Consider the following 22,681-nt stretch of genomic DNA (forward strand, 5'->3'; position numbering starts at 1 on the left):
GATGTTTCTTCGCTCGCATCTTCGGGACGGGGGTCGTGTGCCCGCATCAGTTCAGCCGTATTTTTTTCTCAGTTATGCGCATACACCGAGGTTCGGGGCGGGAGGACCCGATCCCGACATGTGGGTGGAGCGGCTTTTCCGCGACCTCTGCAGCCATGTCATGGCGCTCACGAATCTGCCCGCGGGAGCCGAGGCCGGTTTCATGGACCGGGAGATACGCAGCGGTGAGGGCTGGTCGGAGCGGCTCGGGGCGGCACTCGCCACCTGCCGGGTCTTCGTCCCCCTGTTCTCACCGCGCTACTTCGCCAGCGAGATGTGCGGGAAGGAGTGGTTCGCCTTCGCGCAGCGCGCCATCCAGCACGAGGCGCTGAGCAACCAGCCCGCCGAGGCCATCGTGCCCGCCTTATGGGTGCCGGTCCCGCCCTCCCAGCTGCCGCTCCCCGCCGAGCGGCTGCAGTTCAACCACAACACCTTCGGGGAGCGGTACGTCACCGACGGGCTGTACGGGCTGATCAAACTGCGCGGGTACGCCGAGCAGTACGAGAGCGCCGTGTACGAGCTCGCCAAGCGGATCGTCCGCGTCGCCGAGACGGTCCGGCTCGATCCGATCCGCCCGCTGGACTACCGCCTGGTGCCGAGCGCCTTCGGCTCCCCCAGCAGCACCGCGCGCACCCTGCACGTCACCGTGGCCGCCGCCTCCCGGCACGATCTGCCGGAGGGCCGCAGCCCCGAGTATTACGGGGACAACGCGCTCGAGTGGAACCCGTACCACCCGGTGTCCCAGAGACCCATCGCCTACGTGGCCGAGGACCTGGTCAGGAACCTCAACTACCAGACGACCGTGGGCTCGTTCGACGACGAGGCCGGGCACTTCGACTCCAAGCAGCCGCCGACCCGGCCCGAGATCCTCATCGTCGACCGGTGGGCCGTCGAGGACGAACAGCGCAGGACGCGCCTGGCCGCCTTCGACCAGGAGTCCCGGCCGTGGATCAACGTGGTCGTGCCGTGGAACCGCTACGACCACCAGAGCCGCGCGAAGGAGAGCGAGTTGGCCCACCGGCTGGAAGAGACCATGCCCGTCAAGATGAGCCAGGGGCGGGCCGCCTGCCGGGCCGCCGCCAACGGCGTGGCCAACATGGAGACGCTCGGCCAGATCCTGCCGCAGGTGGTGGAGGCGGCCGCCCAGCAGTTCCTCAGACACGCACAGGTCTATCCGCCCGCCGGCAGCCCCGCCGGGGGCGCCGACCGGCCCCGGCTGCTCGGGCCGATGGGGATGAACGGGCCGCCGGCCACCCCGCGCGCCCCCTTCCCGCCGAACGCGGCGGGCGCGGGCGACGCGGCCGGGGCGGGCGACCCGGGAGGCGCGGGCAGCGCCGCCGACGGGACCGCTGACGGGGCTGCTGACGGGGCCGACGACAACGACGACAACGACCGGGGGGACGCGGATGACAGCGAGTCGTGACAGCCAGAACAGCCGTGACGGACAGCGCGAGGGGCGCATCGTCACCTTCTACTCGTACAAGGGCGGCACGGGCCGCACGATGGCGCTGGCCAACACCGCGTGGATCCTCGCCGCCAACGGCAAACGGGTCCTCGCCGTCGACTGGGACCTCGAGGCCCCCGGCCTGCACCGCTTCTTCCACCCCTTCCTGGACCCCTCCACCCTCGGCGCCACCACCGGGGTGATCGACCTGATCAGCGAGTACGCCTGGGCGGCCACCAGCCCGGTGCAGCGCCCCGACGACTGGCACAAGGACTACGCGCGGATCCAGCCGCACGCCGTCTCGCTCACCCCCGAGACCCTCGGCTGGGAGTTCCCCGACGGCGGCACCCTCGACTTCGTCTCGGCGGGCCGGCAGAACCGCGAGTACTCGGCGACCGTCTCCACCTTCGACTGGGACAACTTCTACGACCGGCTCGGCGGCGGGCTCTTCTTCGACGCCTTACGCGCCGACATGAAGCGCAACTACGACTACGTCCTGATCGACAGCCGCACCGGCCTCTCCGACATAGCCGACATCTGCACCGTCCACCTCCCCGACGTCCTGGTCGACTGCTTCACCCTCTCCGACCAGTCCATCGACGGCGCCGCCTCGGTGGCCCGGCAGATCGACGAGCGGTTCAACGACCGCGGCATCAAGATCTACCCGGTCCCCATGCGCATCGACGAGGGCGAGAAGGAGAAGGCGGACGCCGGCCGCGCGCTGGCCCGGATCAAGTTCGACCGCTTCCCCAACGGCCTGATCGGGGACGAGCTCACCTCCTACTGGGGCGCGGTGGAGATCCCGTACCGCCCCTACTACGCCTACGAGGAGACCCTGGCCACCTTCGGGGACGAGGCCGGGCTCACCAACTCCCTGCTCTCCGCCTTCGAACGGCTCACCGCCGTGGTCACCGAGGGCGAGATCGTCTCCATGCCGGCCATCGCCGAAGAGCCCCGGATGCGGATCCGGGACGCCTTCACGCGGCGCCGCCCGGCCCTGCCCGCCGACCTCTTCCTGTCCTACGTCGCCGAGAACCGGATGTGGGCCGACTGGATCGAATCGGTGCTCACCCGGGCCGGCTTCCGGGTCGTGCCCAAGGACGTCTCCGCGGAGCGGGCCCCGGGAACCTCCTCCGGGGACACCATCGGCGGGGCGGGCATCAGCGTCGACACTGCGGCCCGGACCGTGGTGCTGCTCTCCAGCGCCTACCTCAAGTCCGCCCGGGCCGTGGACGTGTGGAACCGGGCCGCCTCCGAGGACCCGACGGGGGGCCGGCGCCAGCTGGTGCCGCTGCGGGTGGGCGACGTACGGCTCGCCACGCCCTACATCGACCGCAACCCGGTGGACCTCTTCCGGCTCGACGAGGTCCACGCGACCACCGCGCTGCTGCGGGCGGTCGAGCGGCCGATGGCCCTGCCCGACAGCGTGGCCAGCGCCTCCGCGCCGGGGCCCCGGTTCCCCGGGACCGTTCCGAAGATCTGGAACGCGCCGCCCCGCAACCCCGGCTTCACCGGCCGCTCCATCGTGCTGGAGCGGATGCGCGACCAGCTCGGCGGCGGGATGGCCGTGGTGCTGCCCCAGCCGCAGACCCTGTTCGGGCTCGGCGGCGTGGGCAAGACTCAGGTGGCGCTCGAGTACGTGCACCGGTTCATGGCCGACTACGACCTGGTGTGGTGGATCTCCGCCGAGCAGACCGACGACGTGGTCGCGGCCCTCGCGGAACTGGCCGTACGCCTGGGCGCGCAGACCGGCGAGGACATGTCGGCCGCCTCCCAGGAGGCCATCGACCTGCTGCGGCGCGGGGTGCCCACCTCGCGCTGGCTGCTGGTCTTCGACAACGCCGACGACCCCGAGACGCTCAAGCGGTTCTTCCCGCCGGGCGGGCCGGGGCACGTGCTCGTCACCTCCCGCAACCAGTCCTGGTCCCAGTACGGGGACGCCCTCCCGGTGGACGTGTTCCTGCGCGAGGAGTCCATCGAGCACCTCCAGCGCCGGGCCCCGGGGCTCAGCAAGGACGACGCCGAGCAGGTGGCCGTCGCGGTCGGCGACCTGCCGCTGGCCGTCGAGCAGGCGGGCGCCTGGATCGCGGAGACCGCGACCCCGGTCTCCGCGTACATCGAGCAGCTGGCCGAGCAGGCCGCCCGCGTGCTGGGGCTGAACCAGCCCCCCGGCTACCCGGAGCCGGTGGCCGCCACCTGGAACGTGTCCATCGAGCGGCTGCAGTCGCGCTCCCCCGCCGCCGTGCGGCTGCTGCAGCTGTGCGCCTTCTTCGCGCCGGAGCCGATATCGGCGAACCTGCTCTACAGCAAGGCGATGATCAACGCGCTGAAGCCGTACGACTCCTCGCTCCAGGAGAAGCTGATGCTGGGCCGGGTGATCCGGGAGATCGGCCGGTTCGCCATGGCCAAGGTCGACCAGGTCGGCAACAGCATCCAGGTCCACCGGCTGGTCCAGGCCGTGATCCGGGCGCAGTTGACCGAGGAGGAGCAGCGCGAGGCCCGGCACGCCGTGCACCAGATCCTGGCGGGGGCCCGCCCCGATGACGACGAGCCGATAGACAACCCCGAGACCTGGCCCCGGTTCAACACCATCTGGCCGCACCTGACCCCCTCGGAGGCCCGGTTCTGCAAGGAGCCGGAGACCCGCCGGCTGCTCATCGACCGCGTGCGGTACCTGTGGAAGCGCGGTGACTTCAAGGCCGCCTACGCGCTGGGCGAGGAGCTGCGCGAGACCTGGCGCGAGACCCTGGGCGGCGACGATCTGCAGTACCTGTACCTGCGCTTCCACCTGTCCAACATCCTGCGCTCGCAGGGCCGGTTCGTGGAGGCGAAGGAGCTGGGCGAGGTCACGCTGGAACGGCAGCGGACGGTGCTGGGCCCCTCGCACCCGCACACGTACATGACCACGAGCGGGCTGGCGATGGACCTGGGCGCGCTCGGCCAGTACGGCGAGGCGATGGAGCTGGCGACGGCCGCGCACGAGGGCTTCAGCCAGATATTCCACGAGGCGCACCCCCGCACCCTGGCCGCCGCGAACAACCTGGCGCTGAACCTGCGCATGGTCGGCCAGTACGCGCGCGCCAGGGAGATCGACCAGGAGGTCTTCGACCGGCGCACCGAGGTGCTGGGGGCGGACCACCCGTACACCCTGTCCTCGGCCCAGAACCTGGCGCGGGACCTGCGCGAGGTCGGCCGGTACGACGATTCGGTGCAGCTGCTGAGCCGGACGTACGACATCTACAAGCGGACGCTGGGCCGGGCCTTCCCGGGCACCCTGTCGGCCGCGAAGAACCTGGCGGTCTCGCTGCGCCGGGCCGGCGACGTGGACGACGCGCTGCGGCTGACGACCGCGACCCGCAACCGCTACCGGGCCAAGTACACCTCGGTCAACCCCGACCTGCTGGCCTGCGAACTGAACCTGGCTTCCGACCTGTTCGCGACCGGGGACCCGGGCGCGGCGCGGAGCCTGGCGCAGGAGGTGGTGGAGGAGTTCATGAAGGTGCCGGGCGAGCGGCACCCGTACACCCTGGCCGCGGTCAACAACCTCGCGGTGTTCCACTGGGGCACGGGTGCGGCGGAGACGGCGGAGGCGATGCTCCGCCAGACGATCCAGCACATGCGCGTGGTGCTCGGGGACAACCACCCGCACACCATCTTCGCCAACCTCAACCTGGCCAACGCCCGGGCCGACCTGGGCGATCCGGAGGGCGCGCTGGAGCTGGAGCGGATCTCGGTGATGCGGCTGCGCGAGGCGCTGGGCGTCCACCATCCGGAGACGCTGGCGAGCTCCTCCAACATGGCGGTCAGCCTGGACATGATGGGCCGCAAGGAAGAGGCGAACCGGGTACGGGCCGAGTCGGTGGCCGAGTTGACCCGGCTGCTCGGGGAGGACCACGGCCTGACCCGGTACGCGCGTGACGAGCGGCGGGTCCACCGAGACCTGGAGCCGCTGGCGGTGTGATCCGAGGGGGCGGCTCCCGGCGGGGGCCGCCCCCGAACCCAAATCAGACTGGGGGGGTTCGCTGTGAGTGACAGCATGACCTTTCGCAACGAGGACCTGCCGGCCCTCTTCCACCACACCGACCAGGCGGCGATATCCCGTCAGCGGGAGTCCACCCAGGCCACCCGCGCCCAGCTGGTGCTGCTCGTCGCGGCGGCCGTGGCCGCCTCCCTGTCCGAGGGGCCGCGGGTGGGCGGGGTGTACCTGTTCGGGCTGCTGAGCGCGCTCGCCTACGCCGGGGTGCTGGGCGTGGGCGTACGGGCGACCCGGCGCCGGGCCCGCCCGCAGTGGCAGCTCAACCGCAGCGCCGCCGAGTTCATCAAATCGCTGGCCTGGCGGTTCGCCGTGCACGGCGCGCCCTTCGGCAGCGATGCCTCCGGACCGGAGGCCACGTACCGGACCCGGCTGGAGGCGGGGCTGGACGAGCTGCGGAAGATGGGCTGGGAGGATCCGCGCACGGCCGGACTGGTGCCGGAGGGCGGGGAGATCACCGGCGCGATGCACCGGCTGCGGGGGCTGGGCTACCAGGTCCGCAGGGAGACCTATGTCCGGGACCGGCTGATCGAGCAGCGCAACTGGTACCAGCGCAAGACGGAGGTGTCCCGGCGGGCGACGAGCCTGTGGTCGTGGTCGATCGTGCTGCTGACGTGCCTGGCGCTGCTGTTCGCGCTGATCGGGGCGTTCGGTTCGGGTCCCGGCCCGAAGCTGACCGGGCTGCTGAGCGCGGCGGCGGCGGCCGGGATCGCCTGGAACGAGGTGCGGCGCCACCATCCGCTGATCGAGGCGCACACCCTGATCGAGCAGGACCTCTCCGCGATGATGGTCGTGATGCAGACGACCATCACCGAGTCGCAGTGGCCGTCCGCGGTGTACGAGACCGAGCGGTACGTCTCCCCGCAGCACACGGACTGGCTGGCGCGGCACAGCAGTTGAGGCGGCGCCGACCGCACGGGGGCTGTCCCGGGGGCTGTCCCGGGACGCTCGGTCCCGGGGCGCTCGGGTCAGTCCCGGGCCACTCCCTCGCGCCACAGGACGGTGACCGGCTTGCCGAGCGCGCGGGCGTAGGCCACGATCTCGGCGGTGCCGCCGTGCCCGCGGGCCGGCAGGCCGTCCCAGACGGCGACGAGCCGGTCGCAGGAGTCGGCGATGTAGGTGCCGGCCGCGTAGTAGGCCTCGTCGGTGGAGCGGGCGAAGTCCATCCGGACCTCCTGGGTGGCCCGGCGCTTGAGCCCGAGGTAGCGGTCCAGGGCCTCCGGGCCCTCGAACCCCTCCTCGTAGTCCCCGCTGGGGATGACCACGGTGAGGTCCGCGCCGCATTCCAGGGCGATGACGGCGAACAGCTGGTCCGCTCCGTCGGCGAGGCTGGAGAGCGCCTCCAGCGGCCCCTCGTGGCTCCTCAGCACGGCGCGCAGGCCCTCTTCCACATGGCCGAGCACCTCTTCGGGAATCGAGCGGTGTCCGGTCACGCCGATTCGTTTCATTCGGAAACCTGCCTCCCCCGTGGGCACGGACGCCCTGGACATCCTCCCAGAAGGCGGGAGGACGTCCAGGGGTGCGGCGGGGGCGCGTGGGTCTTCGCGTGGACCCGCGCCCGGGTCCGCACGGGGGGCCGTGGCGGCGCTCGGCCCCCGTCCTAGTAGACGCTGACCCCGTAGGCGTTGAGCGCCTCGACGACGGGCTGGAAGAACGTGGTGCCGCCCGAGGAGCAGTTGCCGCTGCCGCCCGAGGTGAGGCCGACGGCGCGGGTCCCGGAGTAGAGCGGGCCGCCGCTGTCGCCGGGCTCGGCGCAGACGTTGGTCCGGATCATCCCGTAGACGATGTCGCCGCCGCCGTAGTTCACGGTGGCGTTGAGTCCGGTCACCTTGCCGCTGTGGGTTCCGGTGGTGGAGCCGCGCCGGGTCACGGACATGCCGTTGGTGGCGTTGACGGCGCTGGTGATGTCCTGGCTCCCGACGGTGCCGGGCGGGACCGGGGAGTTGCTGGCGTACTTGATCAGGCCGTAGTCATTGGTCGGGAAGCTGGAGCCGACGGTGGACCCGACGACCGTGGTGTGCGCGGAGTTGGCCCACCAGGTGCCCGCGCCGTCGGTGCAGTGGCCGGCGGTCAGGATGTAGTACGTGCTGCCGCTGCGCACGTTGAAGCCGAGCGAACAGCGCCAGCTGGAGGCGTAGATGGCATCTCCGCCGGAGAGCAGTTTGGTCAGCTTGCCGGGGGTCCGCTCGATGCGCAGCGCTGCCGCGTCCGTGCCGGCCTCGCGGCGGATCCTGGCGATGGCGGAGGCCGTGACGGTGGAGTCGGCGGTGACCACGAGGGTCCCCGTCGCGGGGTCGGTGTGCCAGGCGGTGCCGGCCACGTCGGCGCGCAGGACCGAGGCGCCCACGGTGGCGAGCCGGTCGGCGCTGAGGCCGCCGTCGGCGTGCGCGGTGGCGGGTGCGGCGAGGGCGGCCACGGCGGCCATGCCGGTGGCCACGGCGAAGAGCCTGGAGCCGATGATGCGGGTGATCCTCACTTGTCGTCCTCCCGTTGGGGGATCGGGGGCCCGGCCGGTGTGGGGTGCCGGAGCCCGTGGAGGGCGGCCTGGGGTACGACGGGAACAAGGTGGTTCGACGTGCCCCTGACAAGCCCGGAGAGACGCTGTCGGGAGTGTGCTGGTGTCAGATGGCGGCAGCAAGGGCGCCTTTCAGCCGCCGCTCGCCCGCCGCGAGCGCGAAGGGCAGGGTGTTCCCGGGCGGCGGGAACGGGCACACGAAGTGGTCCGCGAAGGCGCACGGCGGCAGCTGCACCCGGTTGAGGTCCACGGTGATCGAGCCGTCGGCCGCCGGGGTGCCGGGCCGCAGGAAGCGGAAGCGGTAGCTGGAACGCCCGCCGGTGGCATCCCCGATGACGGCCCAGAGACTGCCGTCCTCCGCGTCCACGGCCACCTGGAGCGTGTGGCGGTCGCCCTCGAAGTCGAAGCCGAGCTCGCCGCCGAGCCCGAGCCCGCGCGAGCGACCGTCGGCGTTCTCCACCTGGACGGTCCGCTCCTCGCCGTACGGGCGGAACTGCCCGGGCACCGAGTACGCCGGGTCGTACGGGCCCGCCTCGATCCCCGCGAAGGCCGTCCGGCCCGGGGCGGCGGGGTCGAAGACGCGGACCGCCCACTCCCCTTCGCGCCGGAGCACGACGAGCCGGACGCCCGCGGCGGCGGTGGTCCGGGAGCGCGAGGGCGGGGACCCGTCGGCGCCGAGTACGGCGTCCCCGGTGAAGGGCTCGCCGTCCAGGCTGATCCCGTCGCCCGGGGCAGCGGTCAGGGCCACCCCGCCGCCGGTGACGAGCCAGCGGCCCGGAACGGCCGGAATTCGACCTTCCGGGTAGTCGGCGAGCCAGTGGGTACCGGTCAGCGAAAGGGGTCCGTAGGGGGCGGACACCACGGCCACCCGGTGCTCGTGCCACCGCTCCCAGGCGGCGGCCGCGTCTTCTGCTTCGTCAGCGCTCATGCCGCTCAACCCTTCCACACCGCCGCCGCCGGAAACCGTCCGGTACGCCGTCCGGGCCTGCGCGGGGCCGTGACGTAGCTGAGGGACCCTCAGCAGCCGTCGCAGGGACAGCAGCAGCAGTCGCCGCACCCGCAGTCGCAGTTCCCGCAGCCGCAGTCGCAGTTGTTGCACCACGCTTCCTTCTTCTCACGGGACCACGGGCCCTCGTGGTCCGTGCAGCACAGCTGGCAGGTGCAGAACAGCCCGAGGGCCACCGCGCAGCCCGACAGCAGGTCGCGCCGCGGCTTGCGCGGAGGCGGCGGCGGGCCGAAGTCCATCGGGGGCGGGCCGAAGCCGCCCTGCCCGGCGGAGTCCGTCACCGTGTGGGAGCAGCTCGCGGTCCCGAAGGCCCGGTCCACCGAGGTGCGCAGCTCGTGCACCAGCAGCCGGTGGGCCAGGCCCGCGTCCGCGAACTCCACCTCGCGCAGTGCCAGCCGGATGCCCCGCAGGGCGTCGTCGCAGAGCCTGCGCGCCTCGGCGCGGGAGGTCCCGGTGGCGGTCAGCGGGTTCCAGGCGCCCGCCGCGGCGTCGCGGCCCTGGTCCTCGACGGCGTCCAGCAGGTGGGCGAGCCGGCCGAAGTAGCGGCCCGCCTCCGCGAGTGCGGGGGCGTTGCCTGGCCGTCCGGCGAGGGTCGCGGTATGGGCGAAGGCGGCGGCCGTCGCGGTCTCGGTCGGCTCGGTCACCACGAGCACCGGCGTGCCGGGGCCGGCCAGGGTCTCGATGCCCGCCTGCCGGTCCACGGCGTCGACGAGCACGGCCGTGTCGAAGCCGACCGAGGCCCCGGTACGGGCGCCCGCCCGGTCCCAGCCCCGGGCCACCCGGCGCGCCGCGAGGGCGATGGGGGCGCGGGCCAACAGCCCGTCCCGGTCGGCCACGTGGTCGCGCACCTTCGCGGAGGCCAGGACGAGCGAGACGGCGGCGGCGAGCCTCGCCCCCTCGCCCTCGGCGACCGGGGCCGTGCGCATCCCGCGCAGTGGACAGGGGCCCGCGGTGCGGCGGCCGCTCGCGGCCGGACCGGACTGAGCCTCCGTCAGAACGGAGACGAGCAGCCCGTCGTAGTTGGTCACGATCCTCGCGAACTGGCCGTGGTCCCCGCGAAGTGCCAGGCAAAGCCCGCAGAGATGGGCCATCCACTCCGTCTTGAAACGCTCCCCCAGCCGGTGCGTGCAAGGTCTGACGATGCCGAACATGGTGCTCCCCCGTGTGTCATACGCGTGCTCGACGGGCATCGTAGCGAGCACGGCCCTTCACCCGTACGTCCCCGTCGGTCACCCGTACGGCGGCACTGGTCGTATTTTCACTCAGTCAGCAGCGGTACCCGCCTGGATCCTTGACCGTGCAACGGATGTTCTGCACCAGTACCGTCACGAAACCCCTGCGCGGCGACTATCCACTTGGCGCGTTGTCAGCATCATGGACGACGATAGGAACGCGGAAGAGAAGACAGACTGACCGCGATGAAAGGAGGCGTCCATGGGTTCGGTGCGCAAGGCGAGTGCCTGGCTGGGTCTCGTAGAGGACAGCGACGACGAGCGTTACTACGACGACGACTACGCGGAGGCCCCGCAGGGGGGTTCGGTGGTCGGCCCCGGCGAGCAGTGGGTCACCGACCCGCGCGTCAAGGTGGCGTCGGAGTCCGCCGTCGATCAGGGCCGCCGCATCGCGACGGTCACTCCGGACGGTTTCCGTGACGCGCGCGGCATCGGCGAGCTGTTCCGGGACGGCGTCCCGGTCATCGTGAACCTGTCGTCGATGGACCCCGGCGACGCGAAGCGCGTGGTCGACTTCGCGGCCGGTCTGACCTTCGGCCTGCGCGGTTCGATCGAGCGGGTGGCGACCAGGGTCTTCCTGCTGACCCCGGCCGACACCCAGGTCGTGAGCGGTGAGTCCGGTGGCCGCTCGCGTGACTTCTTCAACCAGAGCTGAGGCCGGGCCCTCACCGGCCTAACGGAAAGCGTCGAGCCCGGTGAGCGCCTTGCCCAGCACCAGCTGGTGCATCTCGACGGTGCCCTCGTAGGTGAGGACCGATTCGAGGTTGGTGGCGTGCCTCATGACGGGGTACTCGAGGGAGATCCCGTTGGCACCGAGGATCGTCCGCGCGGTGCGGCAGATGTCGATGGCCTCGCGGACGTTGTTGAGCTTGCCGAAACTGATCTGCTCCGGTCGCAGCGTGCCCGCGTCCATGCGCCGGCCCAGGTGGTGGGCGAGCAGGATGCCCTTGTGGAGCTCCAGTGCCATGTCCGCCAGCTTGGCCTGGGTGAGCTGGAACCCGCCGATCGGCCGGCCGAACTGCTCGCGCGTCTTCGCGTAGTCCAGCGCCGCCTCGAAGCTGGCGCGCGCCGCGCCCATGGATCCCCACACGATCCCGTACCGCGCGTGGCTGAGGCAGCCGAGCGGCCCCTTGAGGCCCCTGACGCCCGGGAGCACCGCGTCGGCGGGCAGCCGTACATCGTCCAGGACCAGCTCGCTGGTCACCGAGGCGCGCAAGGACCACTTGTGCTTGATCTCGGGCGCGGAGAAGCCGGCGGTGTCCGTGGGCACGGCGAACCCGCGGATCCCCTCGTCGGTCTGCGCCCACACCACGGCCACCGACGCGACGCTCCCGTTGGTGATCCACATCTTGCGCCCGCTGAGCACCCAGTCGGTGCCCTCGCGCTTGGCGTGCGTGCGCATCGCGCCCGGGTCGGAGCCGACGTCCGGCTCGGTCAGCCCGAAGCAGCCGATGAGCTCGCCGGCGGCCATGCCGGGCAGCCAGCGCTGCTTCTGCTCCTCGGAGCCGTACTTCCAGATCGCGTACATCGCGAGCGATCCCTGTACGGAGACCAGGGAGCGGATCCCGGAGTCGGCGGCCTCCAGCTCCAGACAGGCGAGCCCGTACTGGACGGCGCTGGCGCCCGCGCAGCCGTATCCCTCGAGGGACATCCCGAGGGCCCCGAGTGCGCCGAGCTCCTTGGCGAGCTCGCGGATGCCGGGCAGCTCGCCGTTCTCGTACCACTCGGCGATGTGCGGCAGCACGCGGTCCGCGGCCCAGCCGCGGACGGTGTCCCGGATGGCGAGGTCCTCGGGGGTGAGGAGCTCGTCGAGCCCGAGCGGATCGGTGGGAACGAAGGACACGGAGCGCCTCCTGGCAGGCCGGACGGTGAAACCTAGCGCTGCAAGTTTGTCGTCGCCCCGGCCCCGGGTCCACCCCCGGTTTCGGCGGCGCCCCCGCCCGGCCGGATCCCGGCGGCCGCCCGCCCGGTGCCGCGGCAGGCGGCCGCCGGGATCCGGCCGGGTCAGGCCGGGTGGCCGAGCGCCGGGTCGCGCTCGGCATCGGCCGAGCTCTGGGCCGGAATCCGCGCGCCCCCGCCCGGAGCCGCGACGGCGCCCGACATCCCGGCGCCCACCCCGGTCCCCGGCTGCGCGGGCACGCGCAGCGGCTCGGGCTCGGCGCTCTCCATCGTCCTCGGCAGCTTCAGCGCCATCGCGGCCCCCGCGAACAGCAGCCCGGCGCTCACCACCAGCGTCACGTGGAGCCCGTGCACGAAGGAGTGCCGGGCCGCCGCGTACAGCGAGTCCCCCGCGGGACCGCCCAGGCGCGCGGCGATCTGGTAGGCCTCGCCCAGCGAGTGTGCGGCGCCCCGCGATTCGGCGGCGCTCACCCCCGGCACACCGGCCAGCCCGGGCGCGTAGGCCGCGTTCATCACGCTGCCCAGCAGGGCGATGCCCATCCCGGCGCCCAGCTGGTACGAGGTCTCGCCTATCGAGGCCGCGCCGCCGGCGGTGGCCGCCGGAGCCTCGCTCAGCATCGACTCGTAGGCGGCGAACAGCGTGGTCTGCAGCCCGAAGCCGAGCAGGACGAAGCCGACCGTCAGGAGCACCGGCCGGTCGTGCTGGCCCATGAAGGTCAGCAGCAGCACGGCGAGGGCGGTCAGCACGAAGCCCAGCGAGACCATTCGGCGCGGCCCGGTCCGGGCCAGCGTGTACGAGCCGGTCGCGCCCGCCGCCATCGCGGCGAAGGTGAGCGGCAGCAGCCGCAGCCCGGTCTCCAGCGGGCTCAGGTGCAGCACCAGCTGGAGGTACTGGACGGCGATCAGTTCGAGGCCGACGAGCGCGAGCATGGCCAGGACGATGCAGCCCACGGACGTGGTGAAGGCGGGCCGGGAGAACATCCGCATGTCGATCAGCGGGTGCGCGCGCCGCTTCTGGCGGCGTACGAAGAGCACCAGCAGCGCCGCGCCGAGCAGCAGCGGGACCAGCGCCTCGGCATCGGCGAGCTGGCGCTCGGCACCGATCCGCTTGACGCCGAGGACCGCGCCGAGCACGCCTGCGGCGGCCATGAGCGCGCCGAGCACGTCCCAGGGCCCGTCGCAGGACCCCTTGGACTCGGGCAGCAGCCACCGGCCGAGCGGCAGGAGCATGATCATCAGCGGGATGTTGATGAGGAAGACCGAGCCCCACCAGAAGTGCTGGACGAGGAAGCCGCCGAGGACCGGTCCGCCGGCCGCGCCGATGGCGGCGACGGCGGTCCAGATGCCGATGGCCAGCGCCCGCTCGCGCCGGTCGGGGAAGACCTGGCGCAGGATCGACAGGGTGGCCGGCATGATCATCGCGCCGCCGACGCCGAGCAGGGCGCGGGCGGCGATGAGGATCTGGGCGCTGTCGGCGAGGGCGGCGACGGCCGAGGCCGCGCCGAAGAGCCCGTAGCCGAGGAGCAGGACCCGGCGCCGGCCCACGCGGTCACCGAGGGTGCCGAAGAGGATCAGGAGGGCGGCGCAGACGAGCGGGTAGGCGTCGACGATCCACAGCAGCTCCATCGGGCCGGGCCGCAGGTCTTCGGTGACGGAGGGCACGGCGACGTGCAGGATCGTCGCGTCGAGCGCGACGAGCACCAGGCTGACGCACAGGACGCCCAGGACGGCCCAGCGGTTGGCCCCGCCGGAGGCCGCGCCGAGTCGCCGCAGTCGCTGCCGGGGGGAAGGGTTCCTGTCGTCGGCCGTGTTCGTCCCCGACATGCATGTACCTCCCAGGTGGTCCCTCGCACTCGGCGGACCAGCGTCTTCGGGCCACTGGGGGCCCTACGGGGTCCGGCGTCGACACGCGAGTGAAGGGTCAGCGTACGCGAGTTCGGCTGTCCGACACGTGGTCAAGCTCTCATCCCGGCACGGGCCGGGATGTGGTGTGCGCCACTCGTTTCACGCCATCCCTCCTCACCCGCGGGTGCGCGCGCACGTCCGCGCGCAGGTCCGCACGCACGTGTACACGCACGCCCGCGCCCGCCGGTTCTCGGCCGCGCGCGTCTGCTCGGGCCCGCCCTCGCCCTCGATAATCATGCCCGTGAAAGATCTTGGATTCCGTCGGGCCGCGCCCGCCCTGGCCGTCTTCGCCGCGGTGCGGCTGTTCGGGCTGGCCGTGCTCGCGGTGTGGGGGGCGGCGGCCGACAGCAGTGCGCACACGCTGCTCTCGGCGCGCTGGGACTCCCTCTGGTACGCCCGCATCGCCACCGAGGGGTACGGGTACGAGATCGCGCTCCCGAACGGTGACGTCCACTCCAACCTGGCCTTCTTCCCCCTGATGCCCTGGCTGGAGCGGCTCGTCTCGGCCGTCACCGGGCTCGGCCACGGATCCGCGGGCCTGGTGGTGTCGGCGCTCGCCGGGCTCGCGGCGGCCTGGGGGATCTTCGCGGTCGGCGACCTGCTCCACGGCCGCCGGGCCGGGGTCCTCGCCGTCGCGCTCTGGGCCGCGCTGCCCGTCGCGGTCGTGCAGTCGATGGCGTACAGCGAGTCGCTGTTCACCGCGCTCGCCGTCTGGAGCCTGTACGGGGTCCTGCGCGGGCACTGGCTCGGCGCCGGCCTGCTCGCGGCCGGGGCGGGGCTGACCCGCCCGGTCGGGGCGGCGGTGGTCGCGGCGGTGTGGGTGGGCGCCGCCCTGGCCGCCCGGCGCGGGGAGCGCTCCTGGCGGGCGGCGGCGGGCGCCCTGCTGGCCCCGCTCGGCGCGGCGGGCTACGTGCTGTGGGTCGGCGCCCGCACCGGCGGCGGCCCGATCGGCTACCTGGACGTGCAGGCCGGCTGGGGCAACGGCTTCGACGGCGGCCTGGCCTTCGCCCGGTTCATCGGGGCGCGCCTGGCCTCGCCGGCCTTCCCCGCCGGGATCGGGCTGATCGCGGGGGTCGCGCTCGTGGTGTGGCTGTACGTGCTCTGCGTACGGCGGCGCCAGCCCGTGCCGCTGCTGGTGTACTGCGGGATCGTGGTGGCGCTGGCCCTGTGCGCGTCCGGGTACTTCGGCTCCAAGCCCCGGCTGCTGCTGCCCGCCTTCCCGCTGCTCTTCCCACCGGCGGCGGCGCTGGCCCGGTGGCGGCCCGGCCGGGCGGCCGCGGCGCTCGGCGCGCTGGCCGCGGCCTCGGCGGTGTACGGGGCCTTCTGGCTGAACGGCTCGGGACCTCCATAGGGGGCCGAGATCACGGAATGGATCGTTCCGCTCCATCTTTGAGCAAAGTAATTGACCCGCACTCATAAATCCCGGATAAGTATGCGAAGAAATGGGCCGGACCTTGGACTGGACCACCTCCAACCAAAGGCCAACCAAAGGCGGAATGCCGGGAATTAAGTCCCGCGTGAGACCAACTCCACATCACATGGTCATCACAAAGCCCGCGATTCGACCGGGGTGCGCATCGGCGCGCGGTAACGTCGATTGAGTGCGTACCGACCAAATCCTGCCCAGACTGGAGCGGGTGTTCGCCCGGCTGGACCGGGAACCAGAGCGACCGGCTCATCTGCAAACACCGCGGATGAGCCGGCACCGCGTCGTGCTCCTCGGAGCGACCCTCGCCTTCTACCTCGCGATCGTCGTCGCGGTCCTGACCACCTCCTGGCTCGTGCGGCTGGACTGGCAGGTCATGTTCTTCCGGCCCTACGAGCAGTGGCCGCAGCTGCACGCCTTCCTCGACTACCTCGTCGTCCTGGGCCAGCGCGGACCCACGGCCGTCATGGTCGCGGCCTGGCTCGGCTGGCGCTCCTGGCGCCAGCACACCCTGCGCCCGCTGATCACCCTCGGCATGGCGCTGCTGCTGCTCAACATCACCGTCGGCGCCGTCAAGCTCGGCCTCGGCCGGCTCGGCCCCCACTACGCGACGCAGATCGGCTCCGCCGAGCTCTTCGCGGGCGGCGATATATTTCCTTCCGGCCACACCGCCAACGCCGTCGTGACCTGGGGAATCCTGGCTTACCTGGCCTCCACCGTGGTCACCCGGCGCGTGCTGTCCGTGGTGTCCGCCGTGGTCTCGCTGAGCGTCGGCGCCACCACCGTGTACCTCGGCACCCACTGGGTCAGCGACGTGCTGCTCGGCTGGTCCGCCGGTCTGCTCGTCCTCCTGGCCCTGCCGTGGTGCGAGCCGCTCATCGCCCAGGTCGAGGCGTACGTGTTCGAGGTGCGCGCCCGGCTGCGCTCCCTCGTGGAGGCCGGACAGGTCCCCGAGGCCCTCACCGGCCTGCTCGTCCCGCTGCTCTCCGCCGGTGGCAAGTGGCACCTGCGGCGCGCCGCGGAGCCGGCCGCGGAGCCCGCGGGACCGGCACAGCCGCAGGAGCCGGCCGCCGCGCCCGCCCTGCCCGCCGCGCACCACCCGGCGGCCCGCCCGGCCGTGCACCTCGCCGCCCGGCCGCACCTGATCCGCTCCGAGCGGACCCCGGCCACCCCGGCCGGCAGCCGCCGCCCGGCCCACTCCGAGCGCGCCGCCTCGCGCGGCACGGCGGCCCGCCCGGCCACGGGCGGCTAGTCCGGACGGTACGCACACCTTCCGCGTCCACGGCGGGCCCCGGTCGACGACCGGGGCCCGCCGTCGTCGTCGGTGCGGCCGCCGGGGGCACCCGGCGTCAGCGGCGCGCCCTGGGATTCCTCCGTACCGGGTCACGCTTGTGTCACGAGTTGTCGACAGTCGTTCCGCCTCCGAGTTCGGCGGGGCATTTCTTTACCGGCCCGCGACACGCCCGGGAAAATTCCCTGTCGAATTTCGCTCGAACTCCCCGGAATTCCGACCGGATCCTGCGCCCGGCCCCCTCTGTTTCCTTACATATCCTTCACTTCCCGGGGTCCTTCCCAAGGTTCCAGGGACCTGCTGAGGAGATCTCGCGCGGCCCTGATCCGGTCCGTCAGCCCGACCGGTTCGACGACTTCGAACTCACACCCGATCAGCATGATGTGAATCACCAGGACATCGAGGTTCACCGCCCCCGTCCGCAGGAGGCAGCTCTCCTCGTCGAGGGGCTCCAGGACCCCGTCGCTCCCCTTGATGATCTGCGCGGCCCGCTCCGCCGGCACCCGCAGCCGGACCACCGCACGGGCCGCGTACGCCCGCTGTCCGATGCCCTGGGAGACGTACGCGGCGAGGTCCTCGGCGGGCGCCGGGCGCGGGGTGAAGCGCGGGCCGTGCGGGGGCCTGGGCTCGATCCGGTCGGCCCGGAAGGTCCGCCAGTCCGACCGGTCCAGGTCCCATGCGACGAGGTACCAGCGGCGCTCGGTGCACACCAGGCGGTGCGGTTCGACGGTGCGGCGGGTGACGGCGCCCCCGTGGTCCCGGTAGCCGAAGCGCAGCCGCTCGGCGTCGCGGCAGACACCCGCCAGCTCGGTCAGCACGGCGGGGTCGACCGTCGCCGCGTCCGGCCCCCTCAGCAGCGGCACGGTGAACCGGTTCAGCGCCGACACCCGCCCGCGCAGCCGGGTCGGCAGCACCTGCTCCAGCTTGGCCAGGGCCCGTACGGAGGCCTCCCCGATCCCCTCGACGCCGTTCCCGGCGGCCGTGCGCAGCCCCACGGCGACGGCGACGGCCTCGTCGTCGTCGAGCAGCAGCGGCGGGAGCTCGGCCCCGGCGCCCAGCTGGTAGCCGCCCCCGGTGCCCGGACTGGCGTTCACCGGGTAGCCGAGCCCGCGCAGCCGGTCCACGTCGCGCCGCACGGTCCTCGGGGTGACCCCGAGGCGGTCGGCCAGATCGGCCCCGGTCCATTCCCGATGGGCCTGCAACAGCGACAACAGGCGCAGCAGCCGTGCGGAGGTCTCAAGCATCCCCGCAGTCTGCCGGTAGCGGGGCCGCCTCCCGAACCGCCTCCCCGCCCCCGGACCGGGGCCGTACGCCGGTCAGCGCGCCGGGGCCCGCGACCGGGGAGACGAAGCTGAGGGCGCTGGGAGCGACGAACACCCCGCACAGCGCCATGGCAACCAGCACCGCGTTGTAGCCCATCGGTCCCTGGGCGACGCCCGCGGCCGGGGCGCCAAGCATCCAGGAGACGGGCAGACCAGTCGCACTGCCGACGCAGGCCATCGCCCCGGCCGCGGGCGTCGCCCAGGGACTGATGGGCTACAACGCGGTGCTGGTTGCCATGGCGCGAACTCCCCCCGGAGGGCTGCCGCTGGTGACTCCCTGGCCGGCCGCCTCCGCGGCGGCCGCCCCGGGGGCCGCCGGCGTACCGCGGCCGCCGGGCACGGTGCGGCTCAATCCCGGATCCGCGGGCCGCGGTCCCGCAGCATGGAGGGATGAGCGAGACTGAGTTCACCTACACCCTGTACGTCCAGGCCGACCCCGCCCGGGTGTGGCAGGCCCTGACCGAGCCCGCGTTCACCCGCCGCTACTGGGGGCTCGGGTTCGAGACGGACTGGCGGGTGGGATCGACCATGGACTGGGTCGAGCGCGGGGCTCGGACCAGCGATCCGGAGCAGGTGGTCCTGGAGTGCGTGCCGCACCGGCGGCTCTCCTACACCTGGCACACCTTCACCCCGCAGTGGGCGGCGTCCGCCGGCATCTCCGAGGAACTGCGCGCCCGACTGGCGGGCGAGCGGCGCACGAAGGTGACGTACGAGATCGAGCCGGTCGGCGACACGCTCGCGCGGCTGACCGTCCTCCACGAGAACTTCGAACCGGGCGGCACGCTCCTGGGCATGTGCAGCCGGGCCTGGCCGATGCTCGCGTCCAGCCTCAAGACCCTCCTGGAGACCGGTGCTCCGCTGCCGGAACAGGGCCACACGAGCGAACAGGGCTCCGGCGGCTACGAATCCCACGACGCGCAGGGCTGACGGCGGACGGCTGATGCTCCGGTGCCACCCTCACGCTTCGGTGCCACCCTGACCGCCGACCGTTCACCGGGGTCGTGTGGAATGGCCGCATGGGGAGAGACGACTACCGGATACCTCAGGAGGCAGCCCGGTGAACGAGGCCGAGGACACGTCCGAGGAGGACGTGCCGTCCGAGCACTGGCGCTACGCCCGGCACCTGGAATCGCTGGCCGCCGCCTCCGGCGAGCCGGAGGAGGCCGAAGTCGTGGCCGCGGTCCTGCGCGACCCGGATCCGGTGATGGCCGAGAGCGCGGTCGTCACCCACCTGGACCGGCGGGCGGTGCGGCTGCTGGCCGACGATTCCTTCCCCGCCTGGGCGCAGGCCATGGGCGCGGCCCTCGGCGGCCGCACCTTCGCGGCCCGCCGGCTGCGGGAGTGGACCCTGCTGAAGGCGGTCACGCGGGGCGAGCCCTGGTCCCGGGAGGAGCTCCTGGAGTCCTCTGACTGGTGTCAACGCACGGCATCCCAGTCCCTGCACGTGGAAGAGGCCCTGCGGCTGCTCGCTGCCGAAGGCCGTACCCGCCGCGTCCGCAACGCGGCGGCCCAACGGCTGCTGCGGCGGGCCTCCGTCACCTAGCGCCGTGACCGTACCTAGTGCTGTGACCCCGGGGTGCGGTCTGCGCACCCCGGGGTCACGGTCGCGGACCGGGGTCCGCTACTTCGTGCCGCGCCGCACCCGGGCCGCCGCGCGGGCCTCCGCGGCCTGCCTCGCCTCGATGGTCTTGCGGGACTCCTTGCCCTTCCCGGGCCGCCCGGGCCGGGTGCCGATCCCGCGGAAGCCGAGGTCCGTGCCCGAAGGCCGGCCCTTGGCGTCGGTCGCGGCGGCGCCGGCCAGCGGGACCCCGGACGGGGCCTTCGCCCCGGTGATCCGGCTCAGGGCCGCCTCGCCGGAGCGGACCTGGGTGATGGTCGGCCGGATCTTGGCGTCGGCCATCAGCCGGACGATGTCGCGGCGCTGGTTCGGGGTGACCAGGGTGACGACCTTGCCGGACTCGCCGGCCCGCGCCGTGCGGCCGCCCCGGTGCAGGTAGTCCTTGCTGTCGGCCGGCGGGTCCACGTTGACCACGAGGTCGAGGTCCTCGATGTGGATGCCGCGCGCGGCGACGTTGGTCGCGACCAGGACGTTCAGCAGGCCGTCCTTGAACTGCCCGAGCGTCCGGGTGCGCTGCGGCTGCGACTTCCCGCTGTGCAGCCCCTCGGCCCGTACGCCCATGGCCCGCAGGTGCTTCACGAACTGGTCGACGCCGTGCTTGGTGTCCAGGAACATCAGCACCCGGCCCTCGCGCGCCGCGATCTCGGTCGCGGCCGAGACCTTGTCGGCCGCGTGGATGTGCAGCACGTGGTGGTCCATCGTGGACACCGAAGCGGACTGCGGGTCCACGGAGTGCCCGACGGGGTCCTTCAGGTACCGCTGGACCAGCTGGTCCACGTTGCGGTCCAGGGTGGCGGAGAATAGCATCCGCTGGCCGGCGTGGTGCACCTGGTCGAGGATCTCGGTGACCTGCGGCATGAACCCCATGTCGCACATCTGGTCGGCCTCGTCGAGGACCACGATCTTCACGCGCTCGAGGTGGACGTCGCGCCGCCCGATCAGGTCGCTGAGCCGCCCGGGGGTGGCCACCACGATCTCCGCGCCGGTGCGCAGCGCGCCCGTCTGCTTGCCGATCGACAGGCCGCCGACGACCGTGGCCATGCGCAGCTTGAGGGCCTGCGCGTACGGGGCCAGGGCCTCGGTCACCTGCTGCGCCAGTTCGCGCGTCGGTACGAGGACCAGGGCGAGCGGCCGCTTCGGATCTGCCTGCTGGCCCGCCGTGCGGGCGAGCATGGCCAGGCCGAAGGCGAGCGTCTTGCCCGAGCCGGTGCGGCCGCGGCCCAGGATGTCGCGGCCCGCGAGGGAGTTGGGGAGGGTCGCCGCCTGGATGGGGAAGGGCTCCGCCACTCCCTGGTCGGCCATCGTCGTCACCAGCTCAGGGGGCAGGCCGAGCTCCGAGAAGGCCTCGACCGGCGGCAGCGCCGGCGTGGTCGTCCGGGGCATGGAGTACTCGCCCTGGGGGCCGAGGGTCCGGGGGGTCTTGCCGCCGCCCTTCGCACCGCCCTTCGAGCCTGCCTTGGCTCCGGCCTTGATGCCGAAGCGCCCATGAGCTGACGGGTTCTTCATGCAGAACCTTCCGTGAGACGTGCAAGACGTATAAGACGTACAAAACGTTCGAGAATGCGACGTGAACGTCGCGAAAATCGCGAAAAGGCAAATTTTACCATCGGGTCTAAGGGGTGACGGGCCCGAGTTCGCCGGCCCGCACGCGGTCCAGATGGGCGGTGACCTCGGCCGTCGCCCTCCCGAACCAGTCCGCGATGACGGCGACCTCATCGGGGGAGTACTCGGCGAACACCGCGCCGAGCCGTGCGTAGAAGGGCTCGTAGACGGCGAAGACCCGGGCGGCGGCGGCCGGGTCGGCGACGACCCGCACCCGGCGCCGGTCGGCGGGGTCGGGCTGCCGGCTCGCGTACCCGGCGCGCTCCAGGCGGTTGAGGACCCCGGTCACGGCTCCGGTGGTGAGGTTCGTGAGCTCGGCGAGGTCGCCCGCGCCGAGAGGGCTCTCCCCGGCGCCAAGGATGTGGCCCAGGCAGGTGAGGTCCGTGACGTTCAGCCCCAGCAGCTGCGCCACCTCCTGCTGGCCGATGATGCCGAGGGCGACGTACCGGTCCATGCGCGAGAGCGCCTCCTGGACCGTGGCCGCGGGGCGGGGCTTGCCCTGCACGCGGATACTCCTTAGCATCTAAATTACTTAGCTCGTGAGATAAATGGCTTTCTCCGTGAGAGAACGCCTTGCGAGCCTACTGAACGCAGGGGAGAACGATGAGCGCTCACGGCCATGTAGACCTCGGCCACACCCTGGCCGGCTGGACCGGTACGGCGATCGCCCTCGTGGGCTGTACGGCGGCCGGCGCGGCCCTGTGTGCGTCCTGGGCCCCCGGCATCTGGATCGGCCTCGGGATCGTCGCGGTCGCGGGGCTCGCCACCTGGCTGCTCCACCTCGCCGGCTGGGGAAAGCCGAGCGGCCCCCGCCCGGAGGACCAGTGGGACTGGCGGGTCCGCGACACCGTCGCGCACGGCGGCCATGCCGACTGCCTCGGCTGCCGGGTCAGCGGGGCGCGCCGGGCCCTCGCGGCAACCCCTCGGTCCCGGTCCGCCGCGTCGTTGCCCGCCGCGGACAGCGGCGCCTGAAGGCCCGTACGGAGGCCGCTCCCCCTTTTCACGGACGGGGCGGAGAAAAGTTCGAATATCCGGAAGCACCCCGGTTGGCCGCGCTTGGCGTGTGCTCGGGCCGATCAATGGGCAGGATCGGGTCCGGCCGCGTGTGCGGCCGGTGGAACGTTGTGAAGGATCAGTACAGATGGCAACTGGCATCGTGAAGTGGTTCAACTCCGAGAAGGGGTTCGGCTTCATCCAGCAGGACGACGGTGGCCCCGACGTGTTCGTGCACTTCTCCGCAATCCAGACGACCGGCTTCAAGGAGCTGGCGGAGGGCGCGAAGGTCGAGTACGACGTGACGCAGGGGCCGAAGGGACCCCAGGCGGAGCAGGTGGTCGCCATCGGCTAGT

Annotated in this window: 20 protein-coding genes; 10 read left to right on the plus strand and 10 right to left on the minus strand. The window is 72.5% G+C overall.

What is annotated here, in order from left to right; translation table 11 throughout:
• Window position 1: 1 nt before the first annotated feature.
• The 3 genes from DRB96_RS16980 to DRB96_RS16990 all read left to right on the plus strand — a co-directional run bounded on the left by DRB96_RS16980 (window position 2) and on the right by DRB96_RS16990 (window position 6,416).
• Complete coding sequence (locus DRB96_RS16980) at window positions 2-1,462, plus strand: TIR-like protein FxsC (protein ID WP_162688998.1); 1,461 nt, start codon at window positions 2-4, stop codon at window positions 1,460-1,462.
• Complete coding sequence (gene fxsT, locus DRB96_RS16985) at window positions 1,446-5,444, plus strand: FxSxx-COOH system tetratricopeptide repeat protein (protein ID WP_112449226.1); 3,999 nt, start codon at window positions 1,446-1,448, stop codon at window positions 5,442-5,444. The genes DRB96_RS16980 and fxsT overlap by 17 nt, the downstream gene beginning before the upstream one ends.
• Before the next feature lie 75 nt (window positions 5,445-5,519).
• Window positions 5,520-6,416, plus strand: a complete 897-nt coding sequence (locus DRB96_RS16990; protein ID WP_112449227.1) for a DUF4231 domain-containing protein — start codon at window positions 5,520-5,522, stop codon at window positions 6,414-6,416.
• 68 nt (window positions 6,417-6,484) lie between these two features.
• On the opposite strand, the gene DRB96_RS16995 is transcribed toward DRB96_RS16990, so the two are convergent.
• From DRB96_RS16995 to DRB96_RS17010, 4 genes are all read right to left on the minus strand, one after another.
• Complete coding sequence (locus DRB96_RS16995) at window positions 6,485-6,964, minus strand: hypothetical protein (protein WP_112449228.1); 480 nt, start codon at window positions 6,962-6,964, stop codon at window positions 6,485-6,487.
• 152 nt (window positions 6,965-7,116) lie between these two features.
• A complete protein-coding gene (locus DRB96_RS17000; protein WP_239516808.1) occupies window positions 7,117-7,941 on the minus strand; it encodes a S1 family peptidase in 825 nt (274 codons plus the stop codon).
• 196 nt (window positions 7,942-8,137) lie between these two features.
• Window positions 8,138-8,959: a DUF1684 domain-containing protein gene (locus DRB96_RS17005; protein WP_112449230.1), complete on the minus strand. Its 822-nt coding sequence runs from the start codon at window positions 8,957-8,959 to the stop codon at window positions 8,138-8,140.
• A gap of 89 nt (window positions 8,960-9,048) precedes the next feature.
• A complete protein-coding gene (locus DRB96_RS17010; protein WP_112449231.1) occupies window positions 9,049-10,188 on the minus strand; it encodes a DUF5685 family protein in 1,140 nt (379 codons plus the stop codon).
• Between the two features lie 283 nt (window positions 10,189-10,471).
• On the opposite strand from DRB96_RS17010, the gene sepF reads away from it, so the two are divergent.
• Window positions 10,472-10,924, plus strand: coding sequence for a cell division protein SepF (gene sepF, locus DRB96_RS17015; protein WP_112449232.1), 453 nt, complete (start codon window positions 10,472-10,474; stop codon window positions 10,922-10,924).
• Window positions 10,925-10,942: 18 nt separating this feature from the next.
• On the opposite strand, the gene DRB96_RS17020 is transcribed toward sepF, so the two are convergent.
• Window positions 10,943-12,112, minus strand: coding sequence for an acyl-CoA dehydrogenase family protein (locus DRB96_RS17020; protein WP_112449233.1), 1,170 nt, complete (start codon window positions 12,110-12,112; stop codon window positions 10,943-10,945).
• A gap of 161 nt (window positions 12,113-12,273) precedes the next feature.
• Window positions 12,274-13,992: an MFS transporter gene (locus DRB96_RS17025; protein ID WP_112449234.1), complete on the minus strand. Its 1,719-nt coding sequence runs from the start codon at window positions 13,990-13,992 to the stop codon at window positions 12,274-12,276.
• Between the two features lie 322 nt (window positions 13,993-14,314).
• Between DRB96_RS17025 and DRB96_RS17030 the strand changes: the two genes are divergently transcribed.
• Together DRB96_RS17030 and DRB96_RS17035 are read left to right on the plus strand one after the other, a co-directional pair.
• Window positions 14,315-15,424 (plus strand): glycosyltransferase family 39 protein, encoded by a 1,110-nt coding sequence (locus tag DRB96_RS17030; protein WP_343234526.1) that lies wholly within the window; start codon window positions 14,315-14,317, stop codon window positions 15,422-15,424.
• Between the two features lie 250 nt (window positions 15,425-15,674).
• The gene (locus DRB96_RS17035) at window positions 15,675-16,751 is read left to right on the plus strand and encodes a phosphatase PAP2 family protein (protein WP_112449236.1); all 1,077 of its coding nucleotides are present in this window, start codon (window positions 15,675-15,677) and stop codon (window positions 16,749-16,751) included.
• Window positions 16,752-17,041: 290 nt separating this feature from the next.
• Here DRB96_RS17035 and DRB96_RS17040 read toward each other — a convergent pair whose 3' ends face one another.
• Together DRB96_RS17040 and DRB96_RS17045 are read right to left on the minus strand one after the other, a co-directional pair.
• Window positions 17,042-18,034, minus strand: a complete 993-nt coding sequence (locus DRB96_RS17040; RefSeq protein WP_112449237.1) for a YafY family protein — start codon at window positions 18,032-18,034, stop codon at window positions 17,042-17,044.
• Window positions 18,027-18,323, minus strand: a complete 297-nt coding sequence (locus DRB96_RS17045) for an urea transporter (protein ID WP_275432074.1) — start codon at window positions 18,321-18,323, stop codon at window positions 18,027-18,029. The genes DRB96_RS17040 and DRB96_RS17045 overlap by 8 nt, the downstream gene beginning before the upstream one ends.
• A gap of 179 nt (window positions 18,324-18,502) precedes the next feature.
• On the opposite strand from DRB96_RS17045, the gene DRB96_RS17050 reads away from it, so the two are divergent.
• The gene (locus DRB96_RS17050) at window positions 18,503-19,039 is read left to right on the plus strand and encodes an SRPBCC family protein (RefSeq protein WP_204357752.1); all 537 of its coding nucleotides are present in this window, start codon (window positions 18,503-18,505) and stop codon (window positions 19,037-19,039) included.
• A gap of 130 nt (window positions 19,040-19,169) precedes the next feature.
• On the plus strand, window positions 19,170-19,655 hold the full coding sequence (locus tag DRB96_RS17055) for a hypothetical protein (RefSeq protein ID WP_112449240.1): 486 nt from the start codon (window positions 19,170-19,172) through the stop codon (window positions 19,653-19,655).
• Window positions 19,656-19,733: 78 nt separating this feature from the next.
• On the opposite strand, the gene DRB96_RS17060 is transcribed toward DRB96_RS17055, so the two are convergent.
• Together DRB96_RS17060 and DRB96_RS17065 are read right to left on the minus strand one after the other, a co-directional pair.
• Window positions 19,734-21,113, minus strand: coding sequence for a DEAD/DEAH box helicase (locus DRB96_RS17060; protein ID WP_239516777.1), 1,380 nt, complete (start codon window positions 21,111-21,113; stop codon window positions 19,734-19,736).
• A gap of 229 nt (window positions 21,114-21,342) precedes the next feature.
• Window positions 21,343-21,837, minus strand: a complete 495-nt coding sequence (locus DRB96_RS17065) for a MarR family transcriptional regulator (protein WP_112449242.1) — start codon at window positions 21,835-21,837, stop codon at window positions 21,343-21,345.
• 98 nt (window positions 21,838-21,935) lie between these two features.
• On the opposite strand from DRB96_RS17065, the gene DRB96_RS17070 reads away from it, so the two are divergent.
• Both DRB96_RS17070 and DRB96_RS17075 read left to right on the plus strand, forming a co-directional pair.
• A complete protein-coding gene (locus DRB96_RS17070) occupies window positions 21,936-22,304 on the plus strand; it encodes an HGxxPAAW family protein (protein WP_112449243.1) in 369 nt (122 codons plus the stop codon).
• Between the two features lie 169 nt (window positions 22,305-22,473).
• Window positions 22,474-22,680: a cold-shock protein gene (locus tag DRB96_RS17075; RefSeq protein ID WP_112449244.1), complete on the plus strand. Its 207-nt coding sequence runs from the start codon at window positions 22,474-22,476 to the stop codon at window positions 22,678-22,680.
• Window position 22,681 lies beyond the last annotated feature (1 nt).

Source organism: Streptomyces sp. ICC1 (assembly GCF_003287935.1).
Classification (GTDB): domain Bacteria; phylum Actinomycetota; class Actinomycetes; order Streptomycetales; family Streptomycetaceae; genus Streptomyces; species Streptomyces tritrimontium.